The organism is Muricauda brasiliensis (assembly GCF_003057865.1).
GTDB lineage: Bacteria > Bacteroidota > Bacteroidia > Flavobacteriales > Flavobacteriaceae > Flagellimonas > Flagellimonas chongwuensis.
In genome coordinates this window covers 127,166-150,745 of the sequence record NZ_QBTW01000018.1, presented here as the reverse complement: position 1 = coordinate 150,745, position 23,580 = coordinate 127,166, and the positions used below count along the sequence as shown (strand labels likewise).

The following is a 23,580-nucleotide window of genomic DNA, read 5'->3' as shown; positions in this document are numbered from 1 at the left end:
ACGTTACAGGATGCGCATAGCCTTTACAAAAGCGCTGTTCCAGTATCCTTCCCGTAATGAGGATACCAATACGCCTCGTGAGGTTGTGGCGTGAATAAATTTAATGTCGTCACCGTTGACGTCTACTACCAATCCAACATGATTGATTCGTCGTCCCGTTTTACTGGTCTGAAAAAAGAGCAAATCCCCTTTTTCAACATCATTGACCCTAATTTTGTTGCCTTCCAAAGCCATTTGGTAGGACGTTCTTGGGAACATAATGTCGTTCTCTTTTAAGGAAACATAGACCAAGCCGGAGCAATCCATACCTTTTTTGGTGGTGCCCCCATACTTGTACCGGGTTCCGGAATAGCTTAATGCAGTGGAAATAATTTCATCTGCCTTAACATTTTTACGCCCCTCTCGTTTGTTTTCCTTTTTAGGTTCACTTTTAGGGGAAGTGTCTTCGGTGGACCCCTCTACCGAAACGGTTCGGGTCTTGCTGTAGGTGCGTCGCTTTTTGCCTGGTCCGCAAGCAGTAATGGCAAAAAACAACAGTAAGATTATGGTTTTTCGTAACATCCAAGAATAGATTTACTTTCTTGGATGATAAAACTACACATTTTTCACAATTAATCGGGCGGCCATTTCACTGGCTCCTTTTCCACCCAATTTTTCTTTTAATGATTTGTAATCTGACAACATGCGTTCCCGTTCCGTTCCTTCAACTATTTTAGAAAGCTCGGATTTAAGGTTTTTAGTGGTCAGATCATTTTGGATAAGTTCTTTTACGACTTCTCTTTTCATCATTAAATTAACAAGAGAAATGTAGTCCAAGGTAATGATTCGCTTTGCAATTTGATAAGAAATCCAATTGCCCTTATAGCAAACTACTTGGGGCACCTCAAAAAGCGCTGTTTCCAATGTGGCCGTTCCACTGGTTACCAATGCGGCATGGGAATGTTTTAAGAGCGTATACGTTTTGTTGGAAACATACTCTACCTTGTCGCCTTTCAGAAACGGTGCATAAAACTCGTCAAGAAGACTAGGGGCACCGGCGATGACAAATTGATAATCGGGAAAATCCTTTTTTACTGAAAGCATCACCTCCAACATTTTTTGTACCTCTTGTTTTCGGCTTCCGGGCAATAAGGCAATAATAGGTTTTTCAGAATCAAGATTGTTTTCTTGTCGGAAAGATACATTGTCCTGCAGAGGGGTGTTCTCAATGGCATCAATAAGTGGATGGCCAACAAATTGGACGGGATATCCATGTTTTTTTTCGTAGAACTCTTTTTCGAAAGGTAAAATAACGTACATGTTGTCTATATCCCGTTTGATTTTTGAGATACGCCCTTCCCTTGAGGCCCAAATTTGGGGAGAAATATAATAATTGGTTTTGAACCCATTTTGTTTGGCCCACTTGGCAATTCTGAGATTAAAGCCGGAGAAATCAATAAAAATTACTACATCGGGATTAAAACGTTGGATATCCTCCTTGCAATAGGAAATGTTCTTGAAAATGGTGGGAATGTTCATCAGCACCTCCAAAAAGCCCATAAAGGCCATATCCTTGTAATGTTTTGCCAGCTCACCGCCAGCTTGCTGCATCAGGTCACCGCCCCAGCAACGAATCTCCGCCGAGGTATCTTCTTTTTTTAGGGCCTTGATCAAGTTGGACCCGTGCAGGTCTCCCGATGCTTCACCAGCAATTATATAATATTTCATGGGTGTATAATCTAGGACATCACTTTGTACATCATAATAACAAGTGCCGTAACCAAGGTTGCCAACATTACTCCTTTGGCCCTTTGGTCTCTCTTTATTCGCAAAAACCCAAAAAAGGCCACTAAGTTCAATATGGCCCCAAGTGCCAATAAACTGCCAATATGTCCTTGTTCTATGGCTGCATTGAATGTTTCCACTATGCCCAAATCAGAAAAAAGTAGAATGTAAAGCAGGGTGCCAAACGTATTTGCAATGATTCCTACGATAAAACCTATGATGATTTCCTTGCTATTTTTCATTTAAGTTCCAGTTATTTACTTGTTGTATGGCATGGTGCGCGGTAAGGTCGAACTGAGTGGGCACCACAGAGACAAAACCTTGGCCCAATGCCCATTCGTCCGTATCCTCTCCTTTGTCCAATAGCTCAAATTCTCCAGTGAGCCAATAATAATCCTTGCCCGATGGACTGGTACGCTTATCAAATTTTTCCTTCCAGTTACCGCGTGCCTGCCGGCATATTTTTATGCCTTTTGGTCCATTTTCGGTCTTCGGAATATTTACATTTAGAACGGTGCCCTTCGGGATTCCGTTGGTCAATGCCTCCGCAACTATTTTTTTGACTGATTTTAGAGCAGGCTCAAAATTTGCATCCCATGAATAATCACATAACGAAAACCCGATTGCCGGTATTCCTTCGATCCCTGCCTCGATGGCCGCACTCATGGTACCGGAATAAATTACGTTGATGGATGAGTTGGAACCATGGTTGATACCGCTTACGCAAATATCCGGAGTTCTGTCAAGTAATACCCGAAGTGCCAATTTTACACAGTCTGCGGGTGTTCCGCTACAACTGTATTCACTTGGTGCCCCTTCTTTGTGGTCCACTACTACCTGCTTGGAAAACAACGTGCTGTCCACGGTAATGGCATGCCCCATGCCGCTTTGCGGACTGTCCGGAGCCACGACCACAACGTCGCCCAGTTCTTTCATGGTACGTATCAACGCCCTAAGGCCTGGTGCCGTAATACCATCGTCGTTGGTGACAAGAATCAAGGGTTTTTCCATGTTGGATAATTTAAAGCATAAAAATACGTTTTTCATAAGGATATGGAGCTTTGTCCGTTTAACAAAAAATTAAATCCAGCCATCGGGACTGGCACGGTTTTTTCTGTATCTTAGAGAATTCATACAATTAGAAAAGATGGATGGGGCAATAAAGATTTGACGGTTTGAGGTCAGATAGTTTCGCTCCAGAAAAATGAGATTATGAAAAAGAACTTTATTTTGGCACTATTGGTTATTCTTGTAGCAGTAGCTTCCTGCAGTTTTACCAATAAGTCTTTTGATAACGACGACAAGGATAAATTTTTGTTGGAATTGATTTCCTACGTACTCGAAAAAGGGCATTATGAGCCCAAAGAAGTTAACGATAGCTTCAGTTCCAATGTTTTTGATGACTTTATAGAGGTTATCGACCCTACCAAAAGATATTTTTTGCAAAGTGATATCGACGAGTTTGAAAAATATAGGTTCATGATCGATGATGAGATCAGGAATACCGATATCACCTTCTTCAATGTTGTGTATCAACGTTTGATGGTGCGTATGCAAGAGGCAAAGGAAATTTACGGTGATGTCCTCGCCCAGCCTTTTGATTATACTATAGATGAAACCATTGAAATAGATTACGACAAGCAAGAGTTTGCTACCAGTAAAAAAGAGCTTAAGGAGCGTTGGAGAAAACAATTGAAATACAACACCCTTAACGTTTTCGATAATAAGATTGAAAATCAGATAGCTGATTCAGAAGCAGATTTGGAGGTTGATGCTGCCTATGCCTTCAACGAAATCCCAGGTTCCATAGATAAGGTCACAACAGAAGAAGAAGCCAGAGAGGTCACAAAAAATACCTTGGATGAATTTTTCGATTTTGTGGACGATTTGGAACGTAAGGATTGGTTTGTTCAGTATTTGAACACCATCGTAGAAGAATTTGACCCTCATACTTTCTATTTTGCCCCAGAAGAAAAAGAGAAGTTCGATATAGGCATGTCCGGTAAGTTTGAAGGAATCGGTGCCAGATTGCAGAAGAAACCAGAAGGAGCAAAGATTGTGGAAATCATTTCCGGGGGACCCGTTTGGAGGGACCAAAGTCTTGAAGTTGGCGATCAAATCCTTAAAGTTGGTCAAGAAGGAGAGGAACCCATCAATATTGTGGGAATGCGATTGGAAGACGCCATTAAATTGATCAAAGGCCCAGAAGGTACTGTAGTGGACCTTACCGTTAGAAAAGTAGATGGAACTATTGAAACAGTATCCATCACAAGGGATGTAGTTGAGCTTGAAGAATCCTATGCAAAATCCGCGACAATCGATGCCGGGGAGAATAAATATGGATTGATCAACCTTCCCAAGTTTTATATTGATTTTGAAGATTATGCCGAAAGGAATGCCGCGACCGATGTTGCCAAGGAATTGGAGCGACTCAAAGAGGCAGGTGCGGAAGGAATTATCTTGGATTTGAGGGACAACGGCGGAGGATCCTTGAAAACAGTAGTCGATATGGCAGGACTCTTCATCAAGGACGGGCCTATAGTACAGGTGCGTTCCTCCGGTCAGCGCAAGGAAGTCCATGAGGATAAAGACGAAAGAATCCAGTGGGATGGTCCATTGGTGATTTTGGTGAACGAATTATCCGCATCGGCCTCCGAGATATTGGCGGCTGCAATGCAGGACTACAAAAGGGCCGTTATTATCGGAAGCAAACAAACTTTCGGAAAGGGAACCGTCCAAAATATATTTCCTTTGGATGATATAGTGCGAGGGAACGAACATGGAGATTTAGGAGCGATAAAGTTGACTACCCAAAAATTTTACCGTATCAATGGAGGCTCTACCCAATTGGAAGGTGTAAAAAGCGATATAGTGGTGCCGGACAGATATAGCTATATCGATTTGGGCGAGCGAGATCAACAGAATCCTTTGGGTTGGGATAAGATTACCGCTGCCGACTACAAAGTATGGGATGGCTACATCGATTTTGAAGATGCCGTTAAAAAGAGCAAGGAACGTATGGCCAAGAATGAGCAGATCAAGCTTATCGAGGAAAATGCCAAATGGCTCAAGGAGCAACAGGATGAAAACGTGATTTCCCTGAACTATGATAAATACGTGAGCAAAGAAGAAGAAGCAAAGAAACGTTCGGAAAAATTCAAAAGCTTAAGGGATTACGATTCCAAATTGTCCTTTAGTTCACTAAACTATGAGAAAGAATTGTTTACCCAAGATTCTGTATTAAGGGAAAAAAGAGATAGATGGCACAAGGATCTAGCCCGTGATATTTATGTGGAAGAGGCCGTAAACGTGCTCAAGGATCTTCATAAGAACAATATCAAGAAAAAAGATGGCGAATTGGCCAGTGTCAACAAAGGCTAAGGATATTCAATAAATGATAAAATATAAAAGCCAACTTTTCGGAGTTGGCTTTTTTTGTTCTGTTCAGTTGCTATATAAAAATATGACCAAAGGAGTTTTATTTTTTTAAAATGAATTTATTTGCAAAATTGGACCATCAAATCAAATTCAAGTCCATTTGATGAAGAATAGAACCCTATATGCAATATTGATGTTTGTTTGTATCGTTGGCTTTTGGCTGTTCGAAAACTTTTATACGCCAGCAACCTATTCCAAACCCAACGGGTCGGAAACCAATATTGTCGAAGCCAATCTGTTGCCGCGCTCCACTACAGGAGAGATTGTGGAACATAGTTTCTATACTTTATCATATAGCGAACCACATGAGCAAGCGGAGTGGGTGACATATACGCTCAAACAAGAGCACCTAACGCACGATGATAGGGAGCGACCATATTTTATCGAGGACCCAAAGGTATCCACTAAGTCGGCCGATTGGCGAAATTACAGAGGATCGGGGTATGATAGGGGACATTTGCTCCCGGCAGGCGACCGCCGGTTCTCGGAACAAGCCTATAACGAAACCTTTTATACCAGTAACATTAGCCCTCAGGACAAAGATTTCAATGCAGGAATCTGGAATCGTTTAGAACAGCAAGTACGTTATTGGTGCAAAAAGTATGGGGAACTCTTTGTGGTTACCGGAGGTGTTTTGGAAGATGGTTTGCCACAAATAGGGGATGAGGATGTGGATGTGCCCCGAGTATATTATAAAATTGTGATGAAAGGTTCAGGGGACAATACAAAGGTTCTTGCCTTTTTGATTCCTGCGGAAGAAAGTCAAAAACCATTACAGGATTTTTTGGTTTCCGTGGACGAGGTCGAGAAAAGGACAGGAATCAATTTTTTTGAAAGACAGCCCAATGCTTGGCAGTCGCGAATCGAGTCAAAAGTAGATGCCGAAGGCTGGAAATTCTAGATGCCGTCCTTCAAACGGTTGGAGTCCAGTTTCAGGAAAATGAATAACAGCATCGTGAAGAAAATCAAACCAGAACCACCATAACTGAAAAAGGGCAATGGTACCCCAATGGTAGGCAACAGTCCGATTACCATTCCTATATTGATAAAGTAATGGAATACCAAAATCGAGATTACACCATATCCGTACATTCGGCTAAAATCGCTCTTCTGACGCTCGGCTATATATATCAACCGCAAAAAGAATAGGGAGAACAATAAAATTACAGTGGCTGTTCCCAAAAATCCCCATTCTTCGCCAACGGAACTGAATATGTAATCAGTGTGCTGTTCAGGTACAAAATCACCCTTGGTCCGGGTCCCCTCCAAGAATCCTTTACCTGTAAACCCACCGGATTCGATTGCTTTTTCGGATTGATATGTATTATAACCTATGGTCTTGCGGATTTCGTCCAATTTATCCTCATCCTTTTCCAAGCTCAACCACAGTGCAAATCGGTCTCTGTGACGCTGTTCAAAAACGTTCTCGAAAACAAAATTCACGGACAGGGAAAACAGTATGGAAACCACAATTACACCCAACACTGGGAGCAAGGGGATTTTAACCGAAGCCTTTTTGAAGGTATAGATCAATAAGGTGAGAATAATCAATCCAATGGAGACCCAGACAGTTCCGAACATCAGGGTAGTGGCGAACAAGACCACGGCGAAGACCAATATTCCCAAATAATAAATAGGGAAGCCTTCCCTAAAAAGTACGAAGAACAACGAAAAATATATCAACGAACTTCCAGGGTCGGGCTGTGGTAAAATCAAAATAGCGGGCAACAGAATAATTATCAAGGCATAAATTTGATGCTTTCCTGTTCGTATATCAGTTTGTATATCGCTTAAAAACTTAGCTAATGCCAACGAAGTGGTAACCTTTGCCAGTTCCGAGGGTTGCAGGTTAAAAAAACCAAGATCGTACCATGATGTGGCTCCAGCTATGGTTTTTCCGAAAACAAACAATCCTAACAAGAGAAATATGGAGACCACATAGAAAATTGAAGAAAATCGTTCAAAAAAGGTAGATTCAACAAAAAGCACGAAGATGATTCCCAAAAAAGCCACACCCATAAAAAAGAGTTGCTTTCCATAAAGGGTGGAGAAATCAAAAATTGATGTGTCCGCATCTCCTACCGAAGTTGAGTAAATGTTAAGCCATCCTATAAAAACCAAAAGCGCATAAAGGATTACACTGATCCAATCCAATCTGCCAAACGGCCCTCTACCAGACATACTCGTTTATCTTGAAAGGTTCACCGCTGTAGGGTTTGGCATACTCGTGTTCCAAAGTTTTTTCCAACATGCGTTTTTCCAGGTCCGTCCTTGTAATTTCCCCTTTAATATATTTTTCAATCAATAGTGAGGCAATATGACCTGCATAACGAGCCCCATAGTACCCATTTTCAATATAAACTGCCAAGGCTATCTGAGGATTTTCAATAGGAGCAAAGGCTACAAAAACGGAGTGGTCCGTCAATTGCATTCGTTCACCATCAATTCGGATATAATTTTCTACGGTTCCGGTTTTCCCTGCAATATCGATATCAGGAATTTTTACCCATCGAGCAGTTCCGTAATTATATACATTTGCCATTCCCTCGATTACGGGATCAAAGTGCTTTCTGTCGATGGTGGTGTAATTGGGTTCGGTATACTTAGGGTCTATCTTTCCATTGTTACCGATGCTCTTTATGACGTGGGGCGTATAAAAATAGCCTCTATTGGCAATCGCTGCGGTCATATTGGCCAATTGCAATGGGGTAGCTGCGATTTCCCCTTGACCGATAGAGTTGGATATGATGGTGGACGCAGCCCATCTGCCATCCCCGTACCATTTGTCGTAATAAGCAACATCTGGAATTCTTCCAGGGGCTCCCGTTGGAAGGTCTGTACCCAAATAACCGCCCAAGCCGAAACTTTTCATGTGCTTTTCCCAAACATTCATGCCTTGGTCAGTGGTGTTGTACTTATCAAAGATTTTTCGGAACACACCCGCAAAATAGGCGTTACAGGATTGATATATCCCAGAGTTTAAATCCCTGATACCACCTCCGCAGTGGCAGCCACGAAGTGTATTGCCTACATAAAAACCATGGTAACATCTAAAATTGGTATCCTCATTTATTACCCCTTCCTGGAGACCTATAAGTGCATTTAATGTTTTAAAAGGTGATCCAGGAGATGGTTGAGCCAAAATAGAACGATCCCATGTGGGTTTGGATATGGTATCGTAATGCAGTTTGCTGTAATTCTTGGAACGCTCCCTGCCAACCAATAATGCAGGGTCGTAAGTTGGACCGGATATCATTGCCAAAATTTCTCCCGACTTTGGTTCAATGGCAACGATACCGCCACGTTTACCGTGCATCAACTTTTCGCCATACTCTTGCAGGGTTTTGTCCAGTGTAATATGGATTTCTTTGCCTTGTTGTGGCAGGGTATCCAGTTTTCCATCCTTATAAGGGCCTATATCCCTGTTGAAACGATCTTTTTGAATGTGTTTTACCCCTTTTTGACCTCTTAAAATTTCCTCATACTGTTGCTCAATACCCGTTCTACCTTTTAGCTCGCCTGCAACATAATAGGGGTTGTTCTTAAGGTCCCACTCGTTCACTTCGCTGATGTATCCAAGCACATTTGCGGCACTTTTGGTGTTGTAGTAACGCAGGGAACGTTTTTGAATATAAAAGCCATTGTAGTGGCGCATTTTTTCTTGAAGTTTTGCATAATCCTCCTTGGAAAGCTGGGGCACCAAAACAGATGGAAGCCTGGGGGAGTAGACCCTTGCTTTTTCCATTTTGGAAAGGAACTCCTCCTTTTCAATCCCCAATAGACCACAAAACTCCAATGTATCCAATGGTTTTACTTCCCTGGGGATTACCATAACATCGTATGCAGGCTGGTTGCCTACCAGAAGTTTTCCGTCCCTATCATATACATAGCCCCTTTCCGGGTAGTCGTACACTTTTTTTATTGCGGGATCATCCAATATTTGGTCTGGTGAAAACCGGAACAATTGCAAATAGGAAAGCCTTCCTATAAAGGTGAAGCCTATAAGTACAATGACGGATGAAAGCAATAATTTTTTCATGATAGACCTAAATTCTTGAGTTGCACATATAACCCAACGATAAAAACTACGTTTTTATTCGCTCTTTGGACTAAAAAGTGAACTGAATAATACACAAAGTATCAAAGTTACCGTTCCTGTGGCAAAAACTTTTTTCAAAATTAACAGGATATGGGCGATACTTAAAATTTCAAAGGAAAAGAATATCAGGTGATGAATAAAAATAAGAAGCGCCATAAAAGTAATTCGCTGCAACTTGGTCGTGTTTTTAAAACTAAAATTTTGGAAATCATAATTCACGCCAAAACAAAAACGCATTATGGATGGTCGAGCATAAGCAATGGTTACCGATGCTAAAGCATTTAGAGCAAGTGTATCCGAGAAAATATCAATGACAAGCCCCAATAAAAAAGCTGTAAGCATAAAAATGGCGCGATTCCCTTTGATGGGGTACCAATAAAAGAAAATCACGTACACAAATGGGTTGATAAAACCCAAAAAATTCAGGTTATTGAATATGAGAACCTGTGTGATGACCAACAGCACAAAACGTAGAATATTTATGATGAGTGAATTGTTCATTCTATGGTTCTGGATTCTAGTTCCTCGATTTCCTCTTTATCTTTATTTTCTATCAAGTACACATTTTTGATGTTGGCCATGTCCGAAAACAGTTGAACATTTATATTGTAGAAACTCTTGGAATCATTCAAATCATATTTTTTTATGGTTCCAATAGGTACATTTTCAGGGAAAATACTGGACATGCCACCGGTTACGATGGTGTCTCCAACAACGAGCGGCACCAATCGTGGAATGTCTATCAACTGAACGACATTGTAGTCTTTGGTATCCCAAATCAAGGAACCAAAATATTCTGTTCCCTTGATTTTAGCATTGATGTTGGATTTGGTGTTAAGCACACTTTGCACCGTTGCAAAGCTATTCGACACGTTTTCCACAATTCCCAAGATACCATCTGTGGTAATTACCCCCATGTCTTGGTGTACACCGTCTTTCTCTCCCTTATCGATCAACACGTAGTTTCTGGGAGAGGTGAAACTGTTCTTTATAAGTTTCGCATTCAATACTTGATATACGGCCAAAGTTGAATCCAAAGGTTGAATGCTGTCATTAAAGGTGTTGAACAGTATTTTTCGTAACTGTTGATTTTCTTCTACCAACCTTTTATTCTCCTCCTGTAAATTGAAGTATGACGAAACATTAGATCCTGCCCCATAAATGCTTCCGGTTAGCCATCGGGACGAATTAAAAAATCTGGATTGATGATAGGAATGCGATCGAATGGTCATCACTAAGGATATAAACGCAAGGAAAGCATATAGAAATGCATTTCGATAGCGTAAGACAAAATTGATGATCCGTTGCATGCAATCGTATCGTTAAAAAGGGTTTATCACCACCTTGAAGGTAATAGGCTAAAAATAATCCTATTTGATTAAAATACTCTTATAGCGCTCCAAGTTTTTAAGCGCGATACCCGTCCCTCGTACAACCGCTCGTAAAGGGTCTTCTGCAATGTAGACCGGTAAATCCGTTTTTTGGGAAAGTCTTCTGTCCAGACCACGTAGCATGGAGCCACCACCGGCCAAATAAATCCCAGTATTATAAATGTCGGCCGCCAATTCAGGTGGAGTTTGTGAGAGGGTTTCCATTACGGCATCTTCGACACGTAAAATACTTTTGTCCAAGGCTTTGGCGATTTCTCGGTAAGAAACCTGAACTTGCTTTGGTTTACCTGTCAACAAATCACGACCTTGGATGGATTTATCATCCGGAGGGGATTTCAAATCCTCGGTTGCGGAACCAATTTCAATCTTGATGGCTTCCGCAGTACTTTCACCTACATACAAGTTGTGCTGTGTACGCATGTAATAAATAATGTCGTTCGTGAAAACATCACCTGCAATTTTCACAGATTTATCACAAACGATACCTCCAAGTGCTATGACCGCAATCTCTGTTGTACCTCCACCTATGTCCACGATCATGTTCCCCTTGGGTTGCATAATATCTAGACCGATACCAATAGCAGCTGCCATGGGCTCATGGATTAAGTACACCTCTTTACCGTTTACACGTTCCGCAGATTCGCGGACCGCACGCATTTCCACTTCTGTAATACCCGATGGAATACAAATGACCATGCGCAATGCAGGTGGAAACCACTTTTTCTTTAGCGCAGGAATGTTTTTGATGAACATACTGATCATCTTTTCCGATGCATCAAAATCAGCGATTACCCCGTCTTTCAACGGTCGTATGGTTTTGATGTTTTCATGGGTTTTCCCCTGCATCATATTAGCTTCGCGGCCCACCGCGATAATTTTTCCTGATACGCGGTCCCTCGCTACAATGGAAGGACTGTCTACAACCACTTTGTCCAAGTGGATGATCAGGGTGTTTGCAGTACCAAGGTCAATAGCTATTTCCTCGGTCATGAAATCAAAAAATCCCATAAAAAAAGCGTCTATTTCGGATTAACGGTAAAATTTAACGGCTAAAGTACTAAAATTAATGTTTAAAATGTCTAGTGCCTGTCATCACCATCGCCATTCCGTTGTCATTACAATAATCAATGCTCAATTGGTCTTTGATGGACCCTCCAGGTTGGATGACACTTTTAATACCCGCCTTGTCCGCAATCTCCACGCAATCGGGGAATGGGAAGAAGGCATCGCTGGCCATAACTGCACCTTCCAAATCAAATTCGAACGATTTTGCTTTGTGGATGGCCTGGTTCAAGGCATCTACACGTGAAGTTTGCCCGGTTCCGCTGGCGCACAATTGTTTGTTCTTGGCCAAAACAATGGTATTGCTCTTGGTATGCTTGCACAATTTGGAAGCAAAGATCAAATCTTCGATTTCTTCCGGTGTAGCTTGTTTCTCAGTAACAGGGGTCAAATCTTCTTTGGAATCGGTTTTGGAATCTTTATCCTGAACCAAAACACCGTTCAAACAAGTTCGGACCAAAGTTTCTGGTAGTTCTATCTCATTCTGAATCAAAATGATTCTATTTTTCTTGCCTTTCAAGATTTCCAAGGCCTCATCGGAATAGCTGGGAGCAATGACAACTTCACAGAACAAGTTGTGGATTTCTTCAGCAGTTGGTCTATCGATTTCAACATTGGAAATCAAAATACCACCAAAAGCGGAAACAGGGTCACCGGCCAATGCATCTACATATGCCTGTTTGATGGTGCTGCGTGTGGCCAATCCACAAGCATTGTTGTGTTTTAGAATGGCAAAGGTTGGGTCGTCATTTTTGAATTCGCCCATCAAGTTTACGGCTGCATCAACATCCAAAAGGTTGTTATAGGATAGCTCTTTCCCGTGAAGTTTTGAGAACATGGCATCAAAATCTCCAAAGAAATATCCTTTTTGGTGCGGGTTTTCACCATAACGCAATACCTGACCTTTGGTCTCACTGATCTTTAGTACAGTTTCTTCTTTTTCTTGATTGAAGTAATTGAAGATGGCTGAATCGTAATGCGAGGAAACATTGAACGCTTTAGTGGCAAAACGTTTGCGATCTTCCAAGTTTGTGGTTCCGTTTCCTTCAGTGATCACGTTCAAAAAGTCTCCGTAATCCTCCATAGATGAAACACAAAGTACATCCTTGAAGTTTTTGGCAGCAGCTCTAATCAAAGAGATTCCACCGATATCGATTTTCTCGATAATATCTTGTTCCGAAGCACCGCTGGCAACGGTTTTTTCAAAAGGATACAGGTCTACGATTACAATGTCCAACTGAGGAATATCGAATTCCTTCATCTGGGACACATCACTATCATTATCCTGTCTATTCAAAATACCTCCAAAAACTTTTGGGTGCAAAGTCTTCACACGACCTCCCAAAATAGATGGGTAGCTGGTCACATCTTCAACAGGTACCACGTTGATACCAAGGTCACGGATAAATTTTTCGGTCCCTCCTGTGGAATAAAGAGTTACACCGAGTTCATCCAATTTTTTAACGATGGGTTCCAAACCATCTTTGTGAAATACTGAAATTAATGCAGCGGAGGCTTTTTTAGCAGTCATCTTCTGTGTCTTAGAATCAATTTATTAAGCGCACAAAAGTACTTTTTTTGAAGCTAAAATGCAGAACGGTTTATCAACAAAATTCGTTAAGTTTTACAGAATCTTGGCCACTTCGGCATTGATGAATTCCAAAAAACGCTCATCTTCGGCGGTAAATGGGTCTGGTGTGTTGGAGTCGATATCGATTTGTCCTACATTTTCACCATTTACAAACAAAGGGACAACAATCTCTGCCTTAACGGTAATGCTGCAGGCAATATAATTATCTTGAGCGGCAACATCGGGCACTACAAAGTTCTGATTGCTCACGGCAACCTGTCCACAAATACCTTTTCCAAATGGGATAATGGTGTGGTCGGTAGGGGCACCAGCGTAGGGTCCAAGCTTTAACTCTTGCTTGTCGCCATTTTTAAAATAAAACCCTACCCAATCGTAATGGTCCACATTATTGTGCAGAAGCTCGCAGATTTCGCCCAAACGGGTATCCGCGGATTTGTTTCCATCCTTCACTATTTCGAGCACCTTGGGTTCCAATGATTTTAGCATGAGATATTTTTTTACAAATGTATTGAATAGTGGATTTGTACGACAAACAAAAGGAAGGCTTACAGGTCAAAAACAGATAAAGTTCTGTTAAGCAAAACAATAAATGTTAATATTTTGTAGTTTTGTAGTCGAATGAAACAGATTTTTCATCAAATACTATACTCATTGATGGCCCTTTTGGTCTTGGCCTCTACCGTTTCGTGGACGGTGGACAAGCATATTTGTATGGGCCGGGTGATGGATATTTCCCTGTTCGCCCATGCCGATGATTGCGGAATGGATATGGATATGGAAACATCCTGTTGCGATGAGGAATCGTTCACCGTTCAAGGTCAGGACGACCTAAAAATTGCTTTGGAAAAATTTGATTTGGGCCAACAGGTTTTCTTGGTAAGCTTTGTCCAAACTTATTTTCAACTTTTCGATTTAGACTCTGACGAACCAAGCACTTTCAATGCGTACAACCCACCACCGTTGATACGGGATGTGCAGGTTCTTGACCAGATCTTCCTTATTTGATTTAAATGGATTGAATGTACCCGGCCAAACTGGTCGGGCAAATGCGTTTACGCGTGTTTTTAGTGTCAATCTAATGTTTAAATCAAACCTTTATGCTGAACAAAAGCATCAAATTCTTAATAGAGAACAAATTGGTAGCCGTGTTGCTCCTGGTGATTTTTATGGCTTGGGGTATCGTAAGCACACCTTTTAATTGGGGGACTGGGAATGTTTTGCCAAGTAATCCGGTTGCGGTGGATGCCATTCCTGATATTGGCGAGAACCAACAAATTGTTTTTACCAAATGGCCCGGACGTTCTCCTCAGGATATCGAAGATCAGATTACCTACCCGTTGACCACCTCCTTATTGGGCATTCCAGGGGTCAAGACCGTTCGTAGTTCATCCATGTTCGGTTTTTCGAGCATCTATATCATTTTCGAAGAAGATGTGGAATTCTACTGGAGCCGAAGCCGTATTTTGGAAAAACTCAATTCGCTTCCAAACAACCTATTGCCAGATGGTGTAAATCCTGCTTTGGGACCGGATGCCACGGCTTTGGGACAGATTTTCTGGTACACCTTGGAAGGTCGCGATAAAGACGGCAATGTCACTGGAGGATGGGATTTACAGGAGCTTCGTAGTGTGCAGGATTACTATGTAAAATACGCATTGTCATCCGCAGCGGGGGTGTCCGAGGTAGCATCTATTGGAGGATTTGTGCAGGAATACCAAGTAGATGTGGATCCCGAATTGATGAAGCAATACAATGTCGGTTTAGATCAGGTCGTAAAAGCCGTTAAACAGAGCAATCGGGATATTGGCGCACAGACGTTGGAAATCAACAAAGCAGAATATTTGGTGCGTGGGCTTGGTTACATCAAATCTTTGGATGACATCAAAAATGCTGTGGTGACCGCCACCGATTATACTTCTATTCGTGTTCAGGATTTAGCTCGTGTTGCCTTAGGGCCTGCGGTTCGTCGTGGTATTTTGGATAAAGAGGGAGCTGAAGTCGCAGGCGGTGTGGTTGTGGCCCGATATGGTGCAAATCCATTGGAAGTCATCAATAATGTAAAAGAAAAAATCAATGAATTAAGTGCTGGACTTCCATCTAAGGTTTTGAAAGATGGAACTACTTCGCAACTCACCATTGTTCCTTTTTATGATAGAACAGAGCTCATCCAAGAAACACTGGGAACGCTCAATGAAGCTTTGACCTTGGAAATTCTCATCACCATTTTGGTAATTGTGGTCATGGTATTTAATCTAAGGGCTTCCGTTTTGATTTCTGGTTTGCTGCCTGTTGCTGTTTTGATGGTTTTTATTTCGATGAAGATGTTTGGGGTAGATGCCAATATTGTGGCGCTATCAGGAATAGCGATTGCCATAGGAACCATGGTCGATGTCGGGGTCATTCTTTCTGAAAATATTATCCGACACATGGATGAGAATGACAAAAACCTATCTACTAACGAAGTAGTGTACAACGCTACCGCTGAGGTTTCAGGTGCTATTTTAACGGCTGTGCTAACGACCATTATTAGTTTTATTCCAGTGTTTACCATGGTCGGTGCCGAAGGAAAACTTTTCAGACCCTTGGCTTTTACCAAAACAATGGCATTGACGGCATCCATTATCGTAGCCCTGTTTTTGATCCCACCTTTTGCGGCCATCATTTTTAGAAAGAAAAGTTCCAATCAAACCATCAAATACATTTGGAATGGATTTTTGATTGCTTTGGGATTAATTGCCATCGCTTTCGGTTATTGGTTGGGCTTGGCCTTGATAGCCTTTGGAGTTGCTGGACTCCTCAAATTAAGAGCTGTAATTGATGAAAAACAAGCGGGATTGCTCAATGTGGTCATTTGTATGGTGACCATTATTTTCATGTTGGCCACCTACTGGAGACCGTTGGGCTTTGATCGTAGTATTGCAATCAATTTGTTTTTTGTTGGATTGATTTGTGGTGCATTGTTGGGTTTTTTTTATCTCTTCAGACAATATTATAGCCGCATTTTAATGTGGGCGCTGAATAACAAATTGTTGTTCTTGTCCATTCCGACCGTGATTGTAGTCTTTGGATTTATGATCATGCGGAATACTGGGGAGGAATTTATGCCCTCTTTAAATGAAGGTTCCTTTTTGTTGATGCCCACTTCACTTCCTCATGCAGGTGTTGAAGAAAATAAACGCGTGTTGCAGCAATTGGATATGGCGGTGGCCACTGTCCCGGAGATTCAAACTGTGGTTGGGAAAGCAGGACGTACGGAATCCGCTTTGGACCCTGCACCAATTTCTATGTACGAGAACATTATCCAATACCGTTCGGAGTATCAAAAAAATGAAGAAGGAACTCCGCAACGATTCAAAATCAATAACGACGGGTATTTTGAGTTACGAAATGGAAAAGTATTGGCCAATCCTAATTCGGAAGTAAGCAATGAACAGAACTATGCCGAAAATCATGTAAGTGAACCTTTACGAATTGATAGGGGTTTATTGATTCCAGATAATGATGGGGAATATTTTAGAAACTGGAGACCAGAGATTCAAAGTCCAGATGACATTTGGAATGAAATCGTGAAGGTGACCAAACTGCCAGGAGTAACCTCCGCACCAAAATTGCAGCCTATAGAAACCCGATTGGTGATGCTTCAAACAGGAATGCGTGCTCCGATGGGCATTAAAGTGAAAGGTCAGGATTTGAAAGAAATTGAAAACTTTGGCCTTCAACTGGAACCTATTTTAAAAGAAGCAGCAGGAGTTAAAGATGAAGCTGTTTTTGCGGACCGAATCGTGGGCAAGCCCTATCTTCTAATAGATATTGACCGTGAAAAACTCGTTCGCTATGGTTTGGTCATAGAAGATGTACAGCAAATTTTGGAGGTAGCCCTCGGCGGGATGGCACTAACCCAAACTGTGGAAGGAAGGGAACGCTACGGTGTTCGTGTACGCTATCCTAGAGAACTTCGCGAAAATCCTACGGATATCGGGAATATTTATGTTCCTGTGCAAAAAGGCAGTCCAGTTCCGTTGAGCGAATTGGTGAGCATACGGTACGAGCAAGGCCCACAGGTCATTAAAAGTGAGGATACTTTTTTAGTGGGCTACGTGCTTTTTGACAAGCAAGATGGTTATGCCGAAGTGGATGTAGTGGAAAATGCACAGGCCAAGATTCAAGAAAAAATAGATAATGGGGAATTGACCGTTCCGAAAGGAATCAGTTATCAGTTCACGGGAACTTACGAGAATCAGTTGCGTGCTGAAAAAACGTTGTCCGTGGTAGTCCCATTGGCCTTGTTTATCATCTTTTTGATTCTGTACTTTCAGTTTAGGTCGGTGGCCACATCATTGATGGTTTTTTCTGGAATAATGGTGGCTTTTGCCGGTGGTTTTTTAATGATTTGGTTCTATGGTCAGGATTGGTTCCTAAATTTCAGTTTTATGGGTGAAAACCTGCGGGACTTGTTTCAAATGCACACCATCAATTTAAGTGTGGCTGTTTGGGTCGGATTTATAGCACTCTTCGGAATCGCTACGGATGATGGGGTGGTAATGGCAACCTACTTAACCCAAACTTTTGATAAGAACAAACCGGACAACTTGAAGCAAATTCGAGCTTCGGTTTTGGAAGCAGGTGAAAAACGAATAAGACCTTGTTTAATGACCACTGCAACCACCATTTTGGCACTATTGCCCGTCCTTACCAGTACAGGAAGAGGAAGTGATATAATGATTCCCATGGCCATTCCAAGCTTTGGAGGCATGTTGATTGCTTTGATTACCCTGTTTGTAGTACCTGTATTGTTTAGCTGGAAAGCGGAATTAAAAGTGAAAAGTGAAAACCGATGAAAAAGAACTTCATTTATATAGTAATTGCTTTGGCAACTTTTGGAGTGCATGCTCAGTCCTTGGAGAGCTATCTTCAGGAAGCTGAATTGAACAGTCCCATGATTCAGGCATTGGAACTGCGCTACAACATTGCAAAAGAAAAGGTGAACGAAGTAAACACTTTGCCCAACACAACTGTAGCCGCAGGATATTATGTGAGCGAACCAGAAACCAGAACAGGAGCACAGCGGGCTCGGTTTTCGGTCTCGCAGATGTTGCCTTGGTTTGGTACCATCACGGCGCGGGAGAACTACGCAAGTTCCATGGCGGAGACCGAGTATGCTGAAGTTGTGATCGCTAAAAGAAAATTAGCTCTTTCCGTAGCACAGTCGTACTATAAACTATATGGAATCCTGGCCAAGCAAAAGGTGCTACAGGAAAACATTCAATTGCTCCAAACCTACGAAACGTTGGCCCTGACCTCTGTGGAAGTAGGAAAAGCTTCAGCTGTAGATGTCTTGAAACTTCAAATTCGACAAAACGAATTACAACAACAAAAAGAAGAGTTGGAACAATCTTATATGGCAGAGCAAGCCGTCTTCAATAATTTGTTGAACCGTGATGAAAGTATTGCCGTTGAGGTGGTGGAAGTGATGGACATTCCAGAAAATGACCCGATACTGAACAAGGAAGATTTGAGCCTGAATCCAGAATTACTGAAATACGATCAGTTATATGAATCGGTTACTCAATCGGAGCTGCTCAATCAAAAAGAAAATGCGCCAAGCTTTGGAATTGGTTTGGATTATATTCCTGTATCAGAAAGAGATGATATGGTCTTTAGTGATAATGGGAAGGACATTGTAATGCCCATGGTCACTTTTTCTGTACCAATTTTCAACAACAAGTTTAGATCTGTTTCCAAGCAAAACGAGCTTCGTCAAAAGGAGATTGAACTGCAAAAAGTGGAGCGCTTGAACGTGTTGGAAAATGCCTATGCCAATGCCATTTCGCAACGGAACCAGGCGCGGATTGCGCATCAAACCCAAGAAAAAAACTTAAAACAGGCCAAGGACGCCGAAGAAATCCTGATTAAGAACTACGAAACAGGCACTATCAACTTTAACGATGTGTTGGATATTCAAGAGTTACAGTTAAAATTTCAAACTAATCAAATACAGTCGGTGCAGTTGTATTATTTACAATCTGCCATCATCAATTATTTAATAAACAAGTAAATTAATTTTATCAAAATGAGAACAAACATCAGAACAATTATTGGAATCGCATTCGCTTCAGTTTTGGTACTTACCGTATCCTGTAAGGGAAAAACAGAGGAGGCGAAGGAAACTTCTACCGAGGCCACCATGGATCATGAAGGTCACGATATGGACAACATGGAAACTGCCGACAAGCAAGGTAAGGAGTACACTTCTAAATATGTTTGCCCAATGCATTGTGAGGGTAGTGGTAGCGACGAAGAGGGTAAATGCCCAGTTTGTGGTATGACCTACGTATTGAATGAGGATTTTCAAATGGAAGGTCACGACCAACATTAATTAAAAATTCATTCGTACCGAAGATGCGCATTAAAGTAAAAAATATGGTTTGCGATAGATGTAAAGCAGTCCTAAACCAAGAGTTTGGGAATGCTGGTATCGAAGTGGTGCAAATGGAGTTGGGGGAAATTCAGTTTGCTGAAAATACCCAAACACAAATTGAACGGATTCGGGAGATTCTGACAAGTAATGGTTTTGAATTGATAGATGATTTGGACAACAGTTACATTGCTGAAATCAAAAAACATCTGATCAATGCATTGCAAGATGACACACATCAGAACCTCTCGAAATACCTTTCCGAAAAAATGAACAAGGAGTATTCGATGTTGAGCAAAATGTTCAGCATTAAAGAAGGGCTTACCATTGAAAAATACTTCATCCTTTTAAAAATTGAGAGGGTTAAAGAAGACATTCAAATGGGAGCCAAAACATTTTCAGAAATCGCATACGACCTAAATTATAAGAGCAGTAGTCATTTAGCCAAACAGTTTAAAACGGTAACAGGCATGTCTATGAGCGATTATAAAAAATTGAAAGATTGGAATAGGAAGTCTTTAGATCAAATTGTATAAAAAACACCCATAATTATAAAAAGCTTCCAACTGGTGTTCAGCTAGTTTTGAATAAAAACAAACAAGATGAAACATACCTATCACATACACGGAATGAGCTGTAATGGTTGTAGAAACCATGTGGAACAAACCCTATTTAAAGTGGATGGAGTTACCTCGGTTGAGGTGAATTTGGAAAAAGCCGAAGCTGTGATCGAGATGAAGGAACACATTCCAATCGAAACCTTTCAAAAAGCAATGAAAGAGGATGGTGGTAGTTATAGCATTCATATGCCTGGACATCATCATGAACCCAAACAAGAAAAAAAACAAACCCCAGAAAATGGAACGGGAACCTTTTATTGTCCCATGCATTGTGAGGGCGATAAAACTTACGACAAACCTGGAGATTGCCCTGTTTGTGGAATGGATTTGGTGGAGGAGCAGAATAATTCCTATAATTCCAAACAGCAATGGACCTGTCCCATGCACCCAGAAGTAGTGCAGGATGGTCCAGGCTCCTGCCCAAAATGCGGAATGGACCTAGTGCCCAAAGAGCCCGAAGCCAGTGCAGAGGAAAAGACTTATAAAAAACTGCTCAAAAAGTTTTGGATCGCTGTTGGCTTTACATTGCCCATCTTTTTGATTGCGATGAGTGAAATGATTCCAAACAATCCGCTCTATAAAATATTGGAGCCGAAATACTGGAACTGGGTGCAATTTGCCCTATCACTTGCTGTGGTTTTTTATGCCACTTGGATGTTCTTTCAACGTGCTTACCGAAGCATAAAAACATGGAACTTGAACATGTTCACCTTAATCGGAATTGGTGCTGGGGTGGCTTTTGTTTTCAGTGTTCTTGGATTGTTGTTTCCAGAGTTTTTCCCAGATCAGTTTAAAAGTGAAACAGGAGTTGTACATGTATATTTTGAGGCGGCAACTGTTATACTCACTTTAGTGCTCTTAGGACAATTGTTGGAAGCAAGGGCACACAGTAAAACCAATAATGCAGTTAAGGAATTATTGAAACTGGCCCCCAACAAAGCAATAAAAATAGTGGATGGGGAGGAAGTTGAAGTCAGTATCGACGACATTGAACTTGGCGATGTTCTACGGGTAAAACCAGGTGAAAAAATTCCTGTAGATGGTGTTATAACCGAGGGGGAAACTTCCGTGGATGAATCCATGATCACAGGTGAGCCCATCCCTGTTGAAAAAGGAGTAGAGGATAAAGTGAGCAGCGGAACCATCAATGGGAATCAATCCTTTTTGATGAAAGCGGAAAAAGTAGGAAGTGATACCCTGCTCTCACAAATCATTAAAATGGTGAACGATGCCAGCCGAAGCCGAGCTCCGATTCAAAATTTGGCAGATAGAGTATCTGCTTATTTTGTGCCCACGGTGGTGATTATTTCCATCATCACATTTGGTGTTTGGGCCATTTGGGGGCCACAACCGGCTTATGTGTATGCCTTGATCAATGCCATTGCGGTTTTGATCATTGCATGTCCGTGTGCACTGGGACTTGCTACGCCGATGTCTGTAATGGTTGGAGTGGGGAAAGGTGCCCAAAACGGAGTGCTCATTAAAAATGCAGAGGCCTTGGAGAAAATGGCCGATGTGGACACTTTGATCATTGATAAAACAGGGACCATCACTGAAGGTAAACCCACTTTTGACCGTTTGGAAGTGTTTTCAGACACCTATTCCAAAGAGGATTTATTGCAATATTTGGTATCTGTAAATGCCAATAGCGAACATCCTTTGGCTCAAGCTACCGTGAAATATGGTAAGGAGGAGAACATCAAAATCCTGAAAACGGAATCCTTTAATGCCGTTACGGGTATGGGTGTTGAAGGAAAAATCAAGGGCGCAAAAATTCTTTTGGGGAACATCAAATTGATGGAAAAGGCGAATGTAGAAATCTCGGATTCTATAAAAGAAAAAGTAAAAAAAGCTCAAGCAGAAGGTAAAACGGTTTCCTATTTGGCCATCGATGGGGAGTGTCATGCTTTTGTATCCATCGGAGATAAAATCAAAGATACGAGTGCCAAGGCCATAAAGGCGATTCAGGATAAGGGCATAGCAGTGATAATGCTCACAGGAGATAATGCTACCACGGCAAAAGCAGTGGCACAGGAACTGGGTCTGGATGATTTTAAAGCAGAGACTTTGCCAGAAGATAAAATGAAAGAAGTGGAGCGCTTGCAAGGCGAAGGTAAGGTAGTGGCAATGGCTGGTGATGGCATCAACGATGCACCTGCATTGGCCAAAAGTGATTTGGGCATTGCTATGGGCACCGGTACCGATGTGGCTATAGAAAGTGCCATGATGACCTTGGTAAAAGGAGACTTGCATGGCATAGTAAAAGCACGGAACCTCAGTGAGGCCGTGATGAAGAATATAAAACAAAACCTATTTTTTGCATTGGTCTACAATACCGTAGGTGTGCCCGTAGCGGCCGGAGTGCTTTATCCCTTTTTCGGGATATTGTTGTCACCTATGATCGCTGCGCTTGCCATGAGTTTTAGCTCGGTATCGGTAATTGCCAATGCATTAAGATTACGAACTAAATCTATCGACTAACAACAAAAATGGTAAAACGGACAACAGCGATTAAAATTAGAAAGGCCCACAGATATTTAGGAATTTTCTTGGGAATCCAATTCATTATGTGGACAGCAAGTGGGCTATATTTTAGTTGGACGGATATTGATGAAATCCATGGAGATCATTTCAGGAATATGGATTATGAACCCACCGCATTTGATGGACTTATTGGGTTTTCAGAGGTTGGTTTGCCCGTTAAAATCAGTTCGTTGAGTTTAAAGGAAATCGCAGGGAAACCCTATTATTGGATCAATAATAAGTTTTTGGTGGATGCCAAAACAGGAAATCCTAAAGAAGGGATTTCGAAAGAAGAAGCTCTCGCTGTTGCCGAGCGTGAAATGTCATCTGAATTAAAGATAAAGGAAGTTGAGATACTTAATGAGACCGATAGGCATCACGAGTATCGCGAAAAGAAACTGCCTGCTTATGTAATCAGCTACGACTCTCCTGAAAATATTAAAGCCTACGTTTCGGTAGCCAATGGTTCTTTTCAAACCGTAAGGCATCGCGACTGGAGGTGGTTCGATTTTCTTTGGATGACCCACACCATGGACTATGAAGGACGTGATGACTTCAACACTACTGTGCTACGAGCTTTCTCCCTTTTAGGGTTGATTACCGTCTTGAGCGGATTTTTACTTTGGTTTACCTCGTCGCCTACGATGAGAAAAGTGGTTAAACAAAAAAAATAGCAT

Annotated in this window: 20 protein-coding genes; 9 read left to right on the top strand and 11 right to left on the bottom strand. The window is 41.6% G+C overall.

Annotation, left to right across the window (positions count from 1 at the left end):
* Positions 1-3: 3 nt before the first annotated feature.
* The 4 genes from DCK90_RS14655 to surE are packed head-to-tail and all read right to left on the bottom strand — an operon-like array spanning position 4 to position 2,775.
* Positions 4-561: a C40 family peptidase gene (locus tag DCK90_RS14655; RefSeq protein ID WP_108246949.1), complete on the bottom strand. Its 558-nt coding sequence runs from the start codon at positions 559-561 to the stop codon at positions 4-6.
* Positions 562-594: 33 nt separating this feature from the next.
* Positions 595-1,707 carry a lipid-A-disaccharide synthase gene (gene lpxB, locus DCK90_RS14650; RefSeq protein WP_108246948.1) on the bottom strand — a complete coding sequence of 371 codons (1,113 nt, stop codon included), beginning with the start codon at positions 1,705-1,707 and terminating at the stop codon, positions 595-597.
* Positions 1,708-1,718: 11 nt separating this feature from the next.
* Entirely contained in the window at positions 1,719-2,006 is a 288-nt protein-coding gene (locus DCK90_RS14645; protein WP_108246947.1) for a hypothetical protein, read from the bottom strand.
* Positions 1,996-2,775, bottom strand: a complete 780-nt coding sequence (surE, locus tag DCK90_RS14640) for a 5'/3'-nucleotidase SurE (protein ID WP_108246976.1) — start codon at positions 2,773-2,775, stop codon at positions 1,996-1,998. Before surE ends, DCK90_RS14645 begins: the two co-directional genes overlap by 11 nt.
* Positions 2,776-2,976: 201 nt before the next feature.
* On the opposite strand from surE, the gene DCK90_RS14635 reads away from it, so the two are divergent.
* Together DCK90_RS14635 and DCK90_RS14630 are read left to right on the top strand one after the other, a co-directional pair.
* Positions 2,977-5,145: a carboxy terminal-processing peptidase gene (locus tag DCK90_RS14635; RefSeq protein WP_108246946.1), complete on the top strand. Its 2,169-nt coding sequence runs from the start codon at positions 2,977-2,979 to the stop codon at positions 5,143-5,145.
* A gap of 160 nt (positions 5,146-5,305) precedes the next feature.
* Positions 5,306-6,103 (top strand): DNA/RNA non-specific endonuclease, encoded by a 798-nt coding sequence (locus DCK90_RS14630; RefSeq protein ID WP_108246945.1) that lies wholly within the window; start codon positions 5,306-5,308, stop codon positions 6,101-6,103.
* On the opposite strand, the gene rodA is transcribed toward DCK90_RS14630, so the two are convergent.
* From rodA to DCK90_RS14595, 7 genes are all read right to left on the bottom strand, one after another.
* A complete protein-coding gene (rodA, locus tag DCK90_RS14625; protein WP_108246944.1) occupies positions 6,100-7,383 on the bottom strand; it encodes a rod shape-determining protein RodA in 1,284 nt (427 codons plus the stop codon). The two genes, DCK90_RS14630 and rodA, sit on opposite strands and share 4 nt — an antisense overlap.
* A complete protein-coding gene (locus DCK90_RS14620) occupies positions 7,373-9,241 on the bottom strand; it encodes a peptidoglycan D,D-transpeptidase FtsI family protein (protein WP_108246943.1) in 1,869 nt (622 codons plus the stop codon). Before DCK90_RS14620 ends, rodA begins: the two co-directional genes overlap by 11 nt.
* 54 nt (positions 9,242-9,295) lie before the next feature.
* A complete protein-coding gene (locus tag DCK90_RS14615) occupies positions 9,296-9,802 on the bottom strand; it encodes a rod shape-determining protein MreD (protein WP_108246942.1) in 507 nt (168 codons plus the stop codon).
* Complete coding sequence (gene mreC / locus DCK90_RS14610) at positions 9,799-10,611, bottom strand: rod shape-determining protein MreC (RefSeq protein ID WP_108246941.1); 813 nt, start codon at positions 10,609-10,611, stop codon at positions 9,799-9,801. The genes DCK90_RS14615 and mreC overlap by 4 nt, the downstream gene beginning before the upstream one ends.
* Positions 10,612-10,671: 60 nt before the next feature.
* Entirely contained in the window at positions 10,672-11,700 is a 1,029-nt protein-coding gene (locus DCK90_RS14605) for a rod shape-determining protein (RefSeq protein WP_100816354.1), read from the bottom strand.
* A 55-nt stretch (positions 11,701-11,755) separates the two neighbouring features.
* On the bottom strand, positions 11,756-13,285 hold the full coding sequence (gene purH / locus DCK90_RS14600; RefSeq protein ID WP_108246940.1) for a bifunctional phosphoribosylaminoimidazolecarboxamide formyltransferase/IMP cyclohydrolase: 1,530 nt from the start codon (positions 13,283-13,285) through the stop codon (positions 11,756-11,758).
* A gap of 93 nt (positions 13,286-13,378) precedes the next feature.
* Complete coding sequence (locus DCK90_RS14595; protein WP_108246939.1) at positions 13,379-13,831, bottom strand: GAF domain-containing protein; 453 nt, start codon at positions 13,829-13,831, stop codon at positions 13,379-13,381.
* A gap of 132 nt (positions 13,832-13,963) precedes the next feature.
* Between DCK90_RS14595 and DCK90_RS14590 the strand changes: the two genes are divergently transcribed.
* The 7 genes from DCK90_RS14590 to DCK90_RS14560 all read left to right on the top strand — a co-directional run bounded on the left by DCK90_RS14590 (position 13,964) and on the right by DCK90_RS14560 (position 23,577).
* Positions 13,964-14,350 carry an HYC_CC_PP family protein gene (locus DCK90_RS14590; RefSeq protein WP_234414769.1) on the top strand — a complete coding sequence of 129 codons (387 nt, stop codon included), beginning with the start codon at positions 13,964-13,966 and terminating at the stop codon, positions 14,348-14,350.
* A gap of 92 nt (positions 14,351-14,442) precedes the next feature.
* Positions 14,443-18,183 carry an efflux RND transporter permease subunit gene (locus DCK90_RS14585; protein WP_108246938.1) on the top strand — a complete coding sequence of 1,247 codons (3,741 nt, stop codon included), beginning with the start codon at positions 14,443-14,445 and terminating at the stop codon, positions 18,181-18,183.
* Positions 18,180-19,400 carry a TolC family protein gene (locus DCK90_RS14580; RefSeq protein WP_108246937.1) on the top strand — a complete coding sequence of 407 codons (1,221 nt, stop codon included), beginning with the start codon at positions 18,180-18,182 and terminating at the stop codon, positions 19,398-19,400. Before DCK90_RS14585 ends, DCK90_RS14580 begins: the two co-directional genes overlap by 4 nt.
* A 15-nt stretch (positions 19,401-19,415) precedes the next feature.
* On the top strand, positions 19,416-19,721 hold the full coding sequence (locus DCK90_RS14575) for a heavy metal-binding domain-containing protein (RefSeq protein WP_108246936.1): 306 nt from the start codon (positions 19,416-19,418) through the stop codon (positions 19,719-19,721).
* 23 nt (positions 19,722-19,744) lie between these two features.
* The gene (locus DCK90_RS14570) at positions 19,745-20,296 is read left to right on the top strand and encodes a helix-turn-helix domain-containing protein (protein ID WP_108246935.1); all 552 of its coding nucleotides are present in this window, start codon (positions 19,745-19,747) and stop codon (positions 20,294-20,296) included.
* 66 nt (positions 20,297-20,362) lie between these two features.
* A complete protein-coding gene (locus DCK90_RS14565) occupies positions 20,363-22,861 on the top strand; it encodes a heavy metal translocating P-type ATPase (protein WP_108246934.1) in 2,499 nt (832 codons plus the stop codon).
* A gap of 8 nt (positions 22,862-22,869) precedes the next feature.
* Positions 22,870-23,577: a hypothetical protein gene (locus DCK90_RS14560; RefSeq protein WP_108246933.1), complete on the top strand. Its 708-nt coding sequence runs from the start codon at positions 22,870-22,872 to the stop codon at positions 23,575-23,577.
* Positions 23,578-23,580: the final 3 nt, after the last annotated feature.

Bases quoted from the DNA above. Each gene is read 5' to 3' on its own strand.
- DCK90_RS14655 (WP_108246949.1), bottom strand. From the start codon at position 561: ATGTTACGAAAAACCATAATCTTACTGTTGTTTTTTGCCATTACTGCT.
- lpxB (WP_108246948.1), bottom strand. From the start codon at position 1,707: ATGAAATATTATATAATTGCTGGTGAAGCATCGGGAGACCTGCACGGG.
- DCK90_RS14645 (WP_108246947.1), bottom strand. From the start codon at position 2,006: ATGAAAAATAGCAAGGAAATCATCATAGGTTTTATCGTAGGAATCATT.
- surE (WP_108246976.1), bottom strand. From the start codon at position 2,775: ATGGAAAAACCCTTGATTCTTGTCACCAACGACGATGGTATTACGGCA.
- DCK90_RS14635 (WP_108246946.1), top strand. From the start codon at position 2,977: ATGAAAAAGAACTTTATTTTGGCACTATTGGTTATTCTTGTAGCAGTA.
- DCK90_RS14630 (WP_108246945.1), top strand. From the start codon at position 5,306: ATGAAGAATAGAACCCTATATGCAATATTGATGTTTGTTTGTATCGTT.
- rodA (WP_108246944.1), bottom strand. From the start codon at position 7,383: ATGTCTGGTAGAGGGCCGTTTGGCAGATTGGATTGGATCAGTGTAATC.
- DCK90_RS14620 (WP_108246943.1), bottom strand. From the start codon at position 9,241: ATGAAAAAATTATTGCTTTCATCCGTCATTGTACTTATAGGCTTCACC.
- DCK90_RS14615 (WP_108246942.1), bottom strand. From the start codon at position 9,802: ATGAACAATTCACTCATCATAAATATTCTACGTTTTGTGCTGTTGGTC.
- mreC (WP_108246941.1), bottom strand. From the start codon at position 10,611: ATGCAACGGATCATCAATTTTGTCTTACGCTATCGAAATGCATTTCTA.
- DCK90_RS14605 (WP_100816354.1), bottom strand. From the start codon at position 11,700: ATGGGATTTTTTGATTTCATGACCGAGGAAATAGCTATTGACCTTGGT.
- purH (WP_108246940.1), bottom strand. From the start codon at position 13,285: ATGACTGCTAAAAAAGCCTCCGCTGCATTAATTTCAGTATTTCACAAA.
- DCK90_RS14595 (WP_108246939.1), bottom strand. From the start codon at position 13,831: ATGCTAAAATCATTGGAACCCAAGGTGCTCGAAATAGTGAAGGATGGA.
- DCK90_RS14590 (WP_234414769.1), top strand. From the start codon at position 13,964: ATGAAACAGATTTTTCATCAAATACTATACTCATTGATGGCCCTTTTG.
- DCK90_RS14585 (WP_108246938.1), top strand. From the start codon at position 14,443: ATGCTGAACAAAAGCATCAAATTCTTAATAGAGAACAAATTGGTAGCC.
- DCK90_RS14580 (WP_108246937.1), top strand. From the start codon at position 18,180: ATGAAAAAGAACTTCATTTATATAGTAATTGCTTTGGCAACTTTTGGA.
- DCK90_RS14575 (WP_108246936.1), top strand. From the start codon at position 19,416: ATGAGAACAAACATCAGAACAATTATTGGAATCGCATTCGCTTCAGTT.
- DCK90_RS14570 (WP_108246935.1), top strand. From the start codon at position 19,745: ATGCGCATTAAAGTAAAAAATATGGTTTGCGATAGATGTAAAGCAGTC.
- DCK90_RS14565 (WP_108246934.1), top strand. From the start codon at position 20,363: ATGAAACATACCTATCACATACACGGAATGAGCTGTAATGGTTGTAGA.
- DCK90_RS14560 (WP_108246933.1), top strand. From the start codon at position 22,870: ATGGTAAAACGGACAACAGCGATTAAAATTAGAAAGGCCCACAGATAT.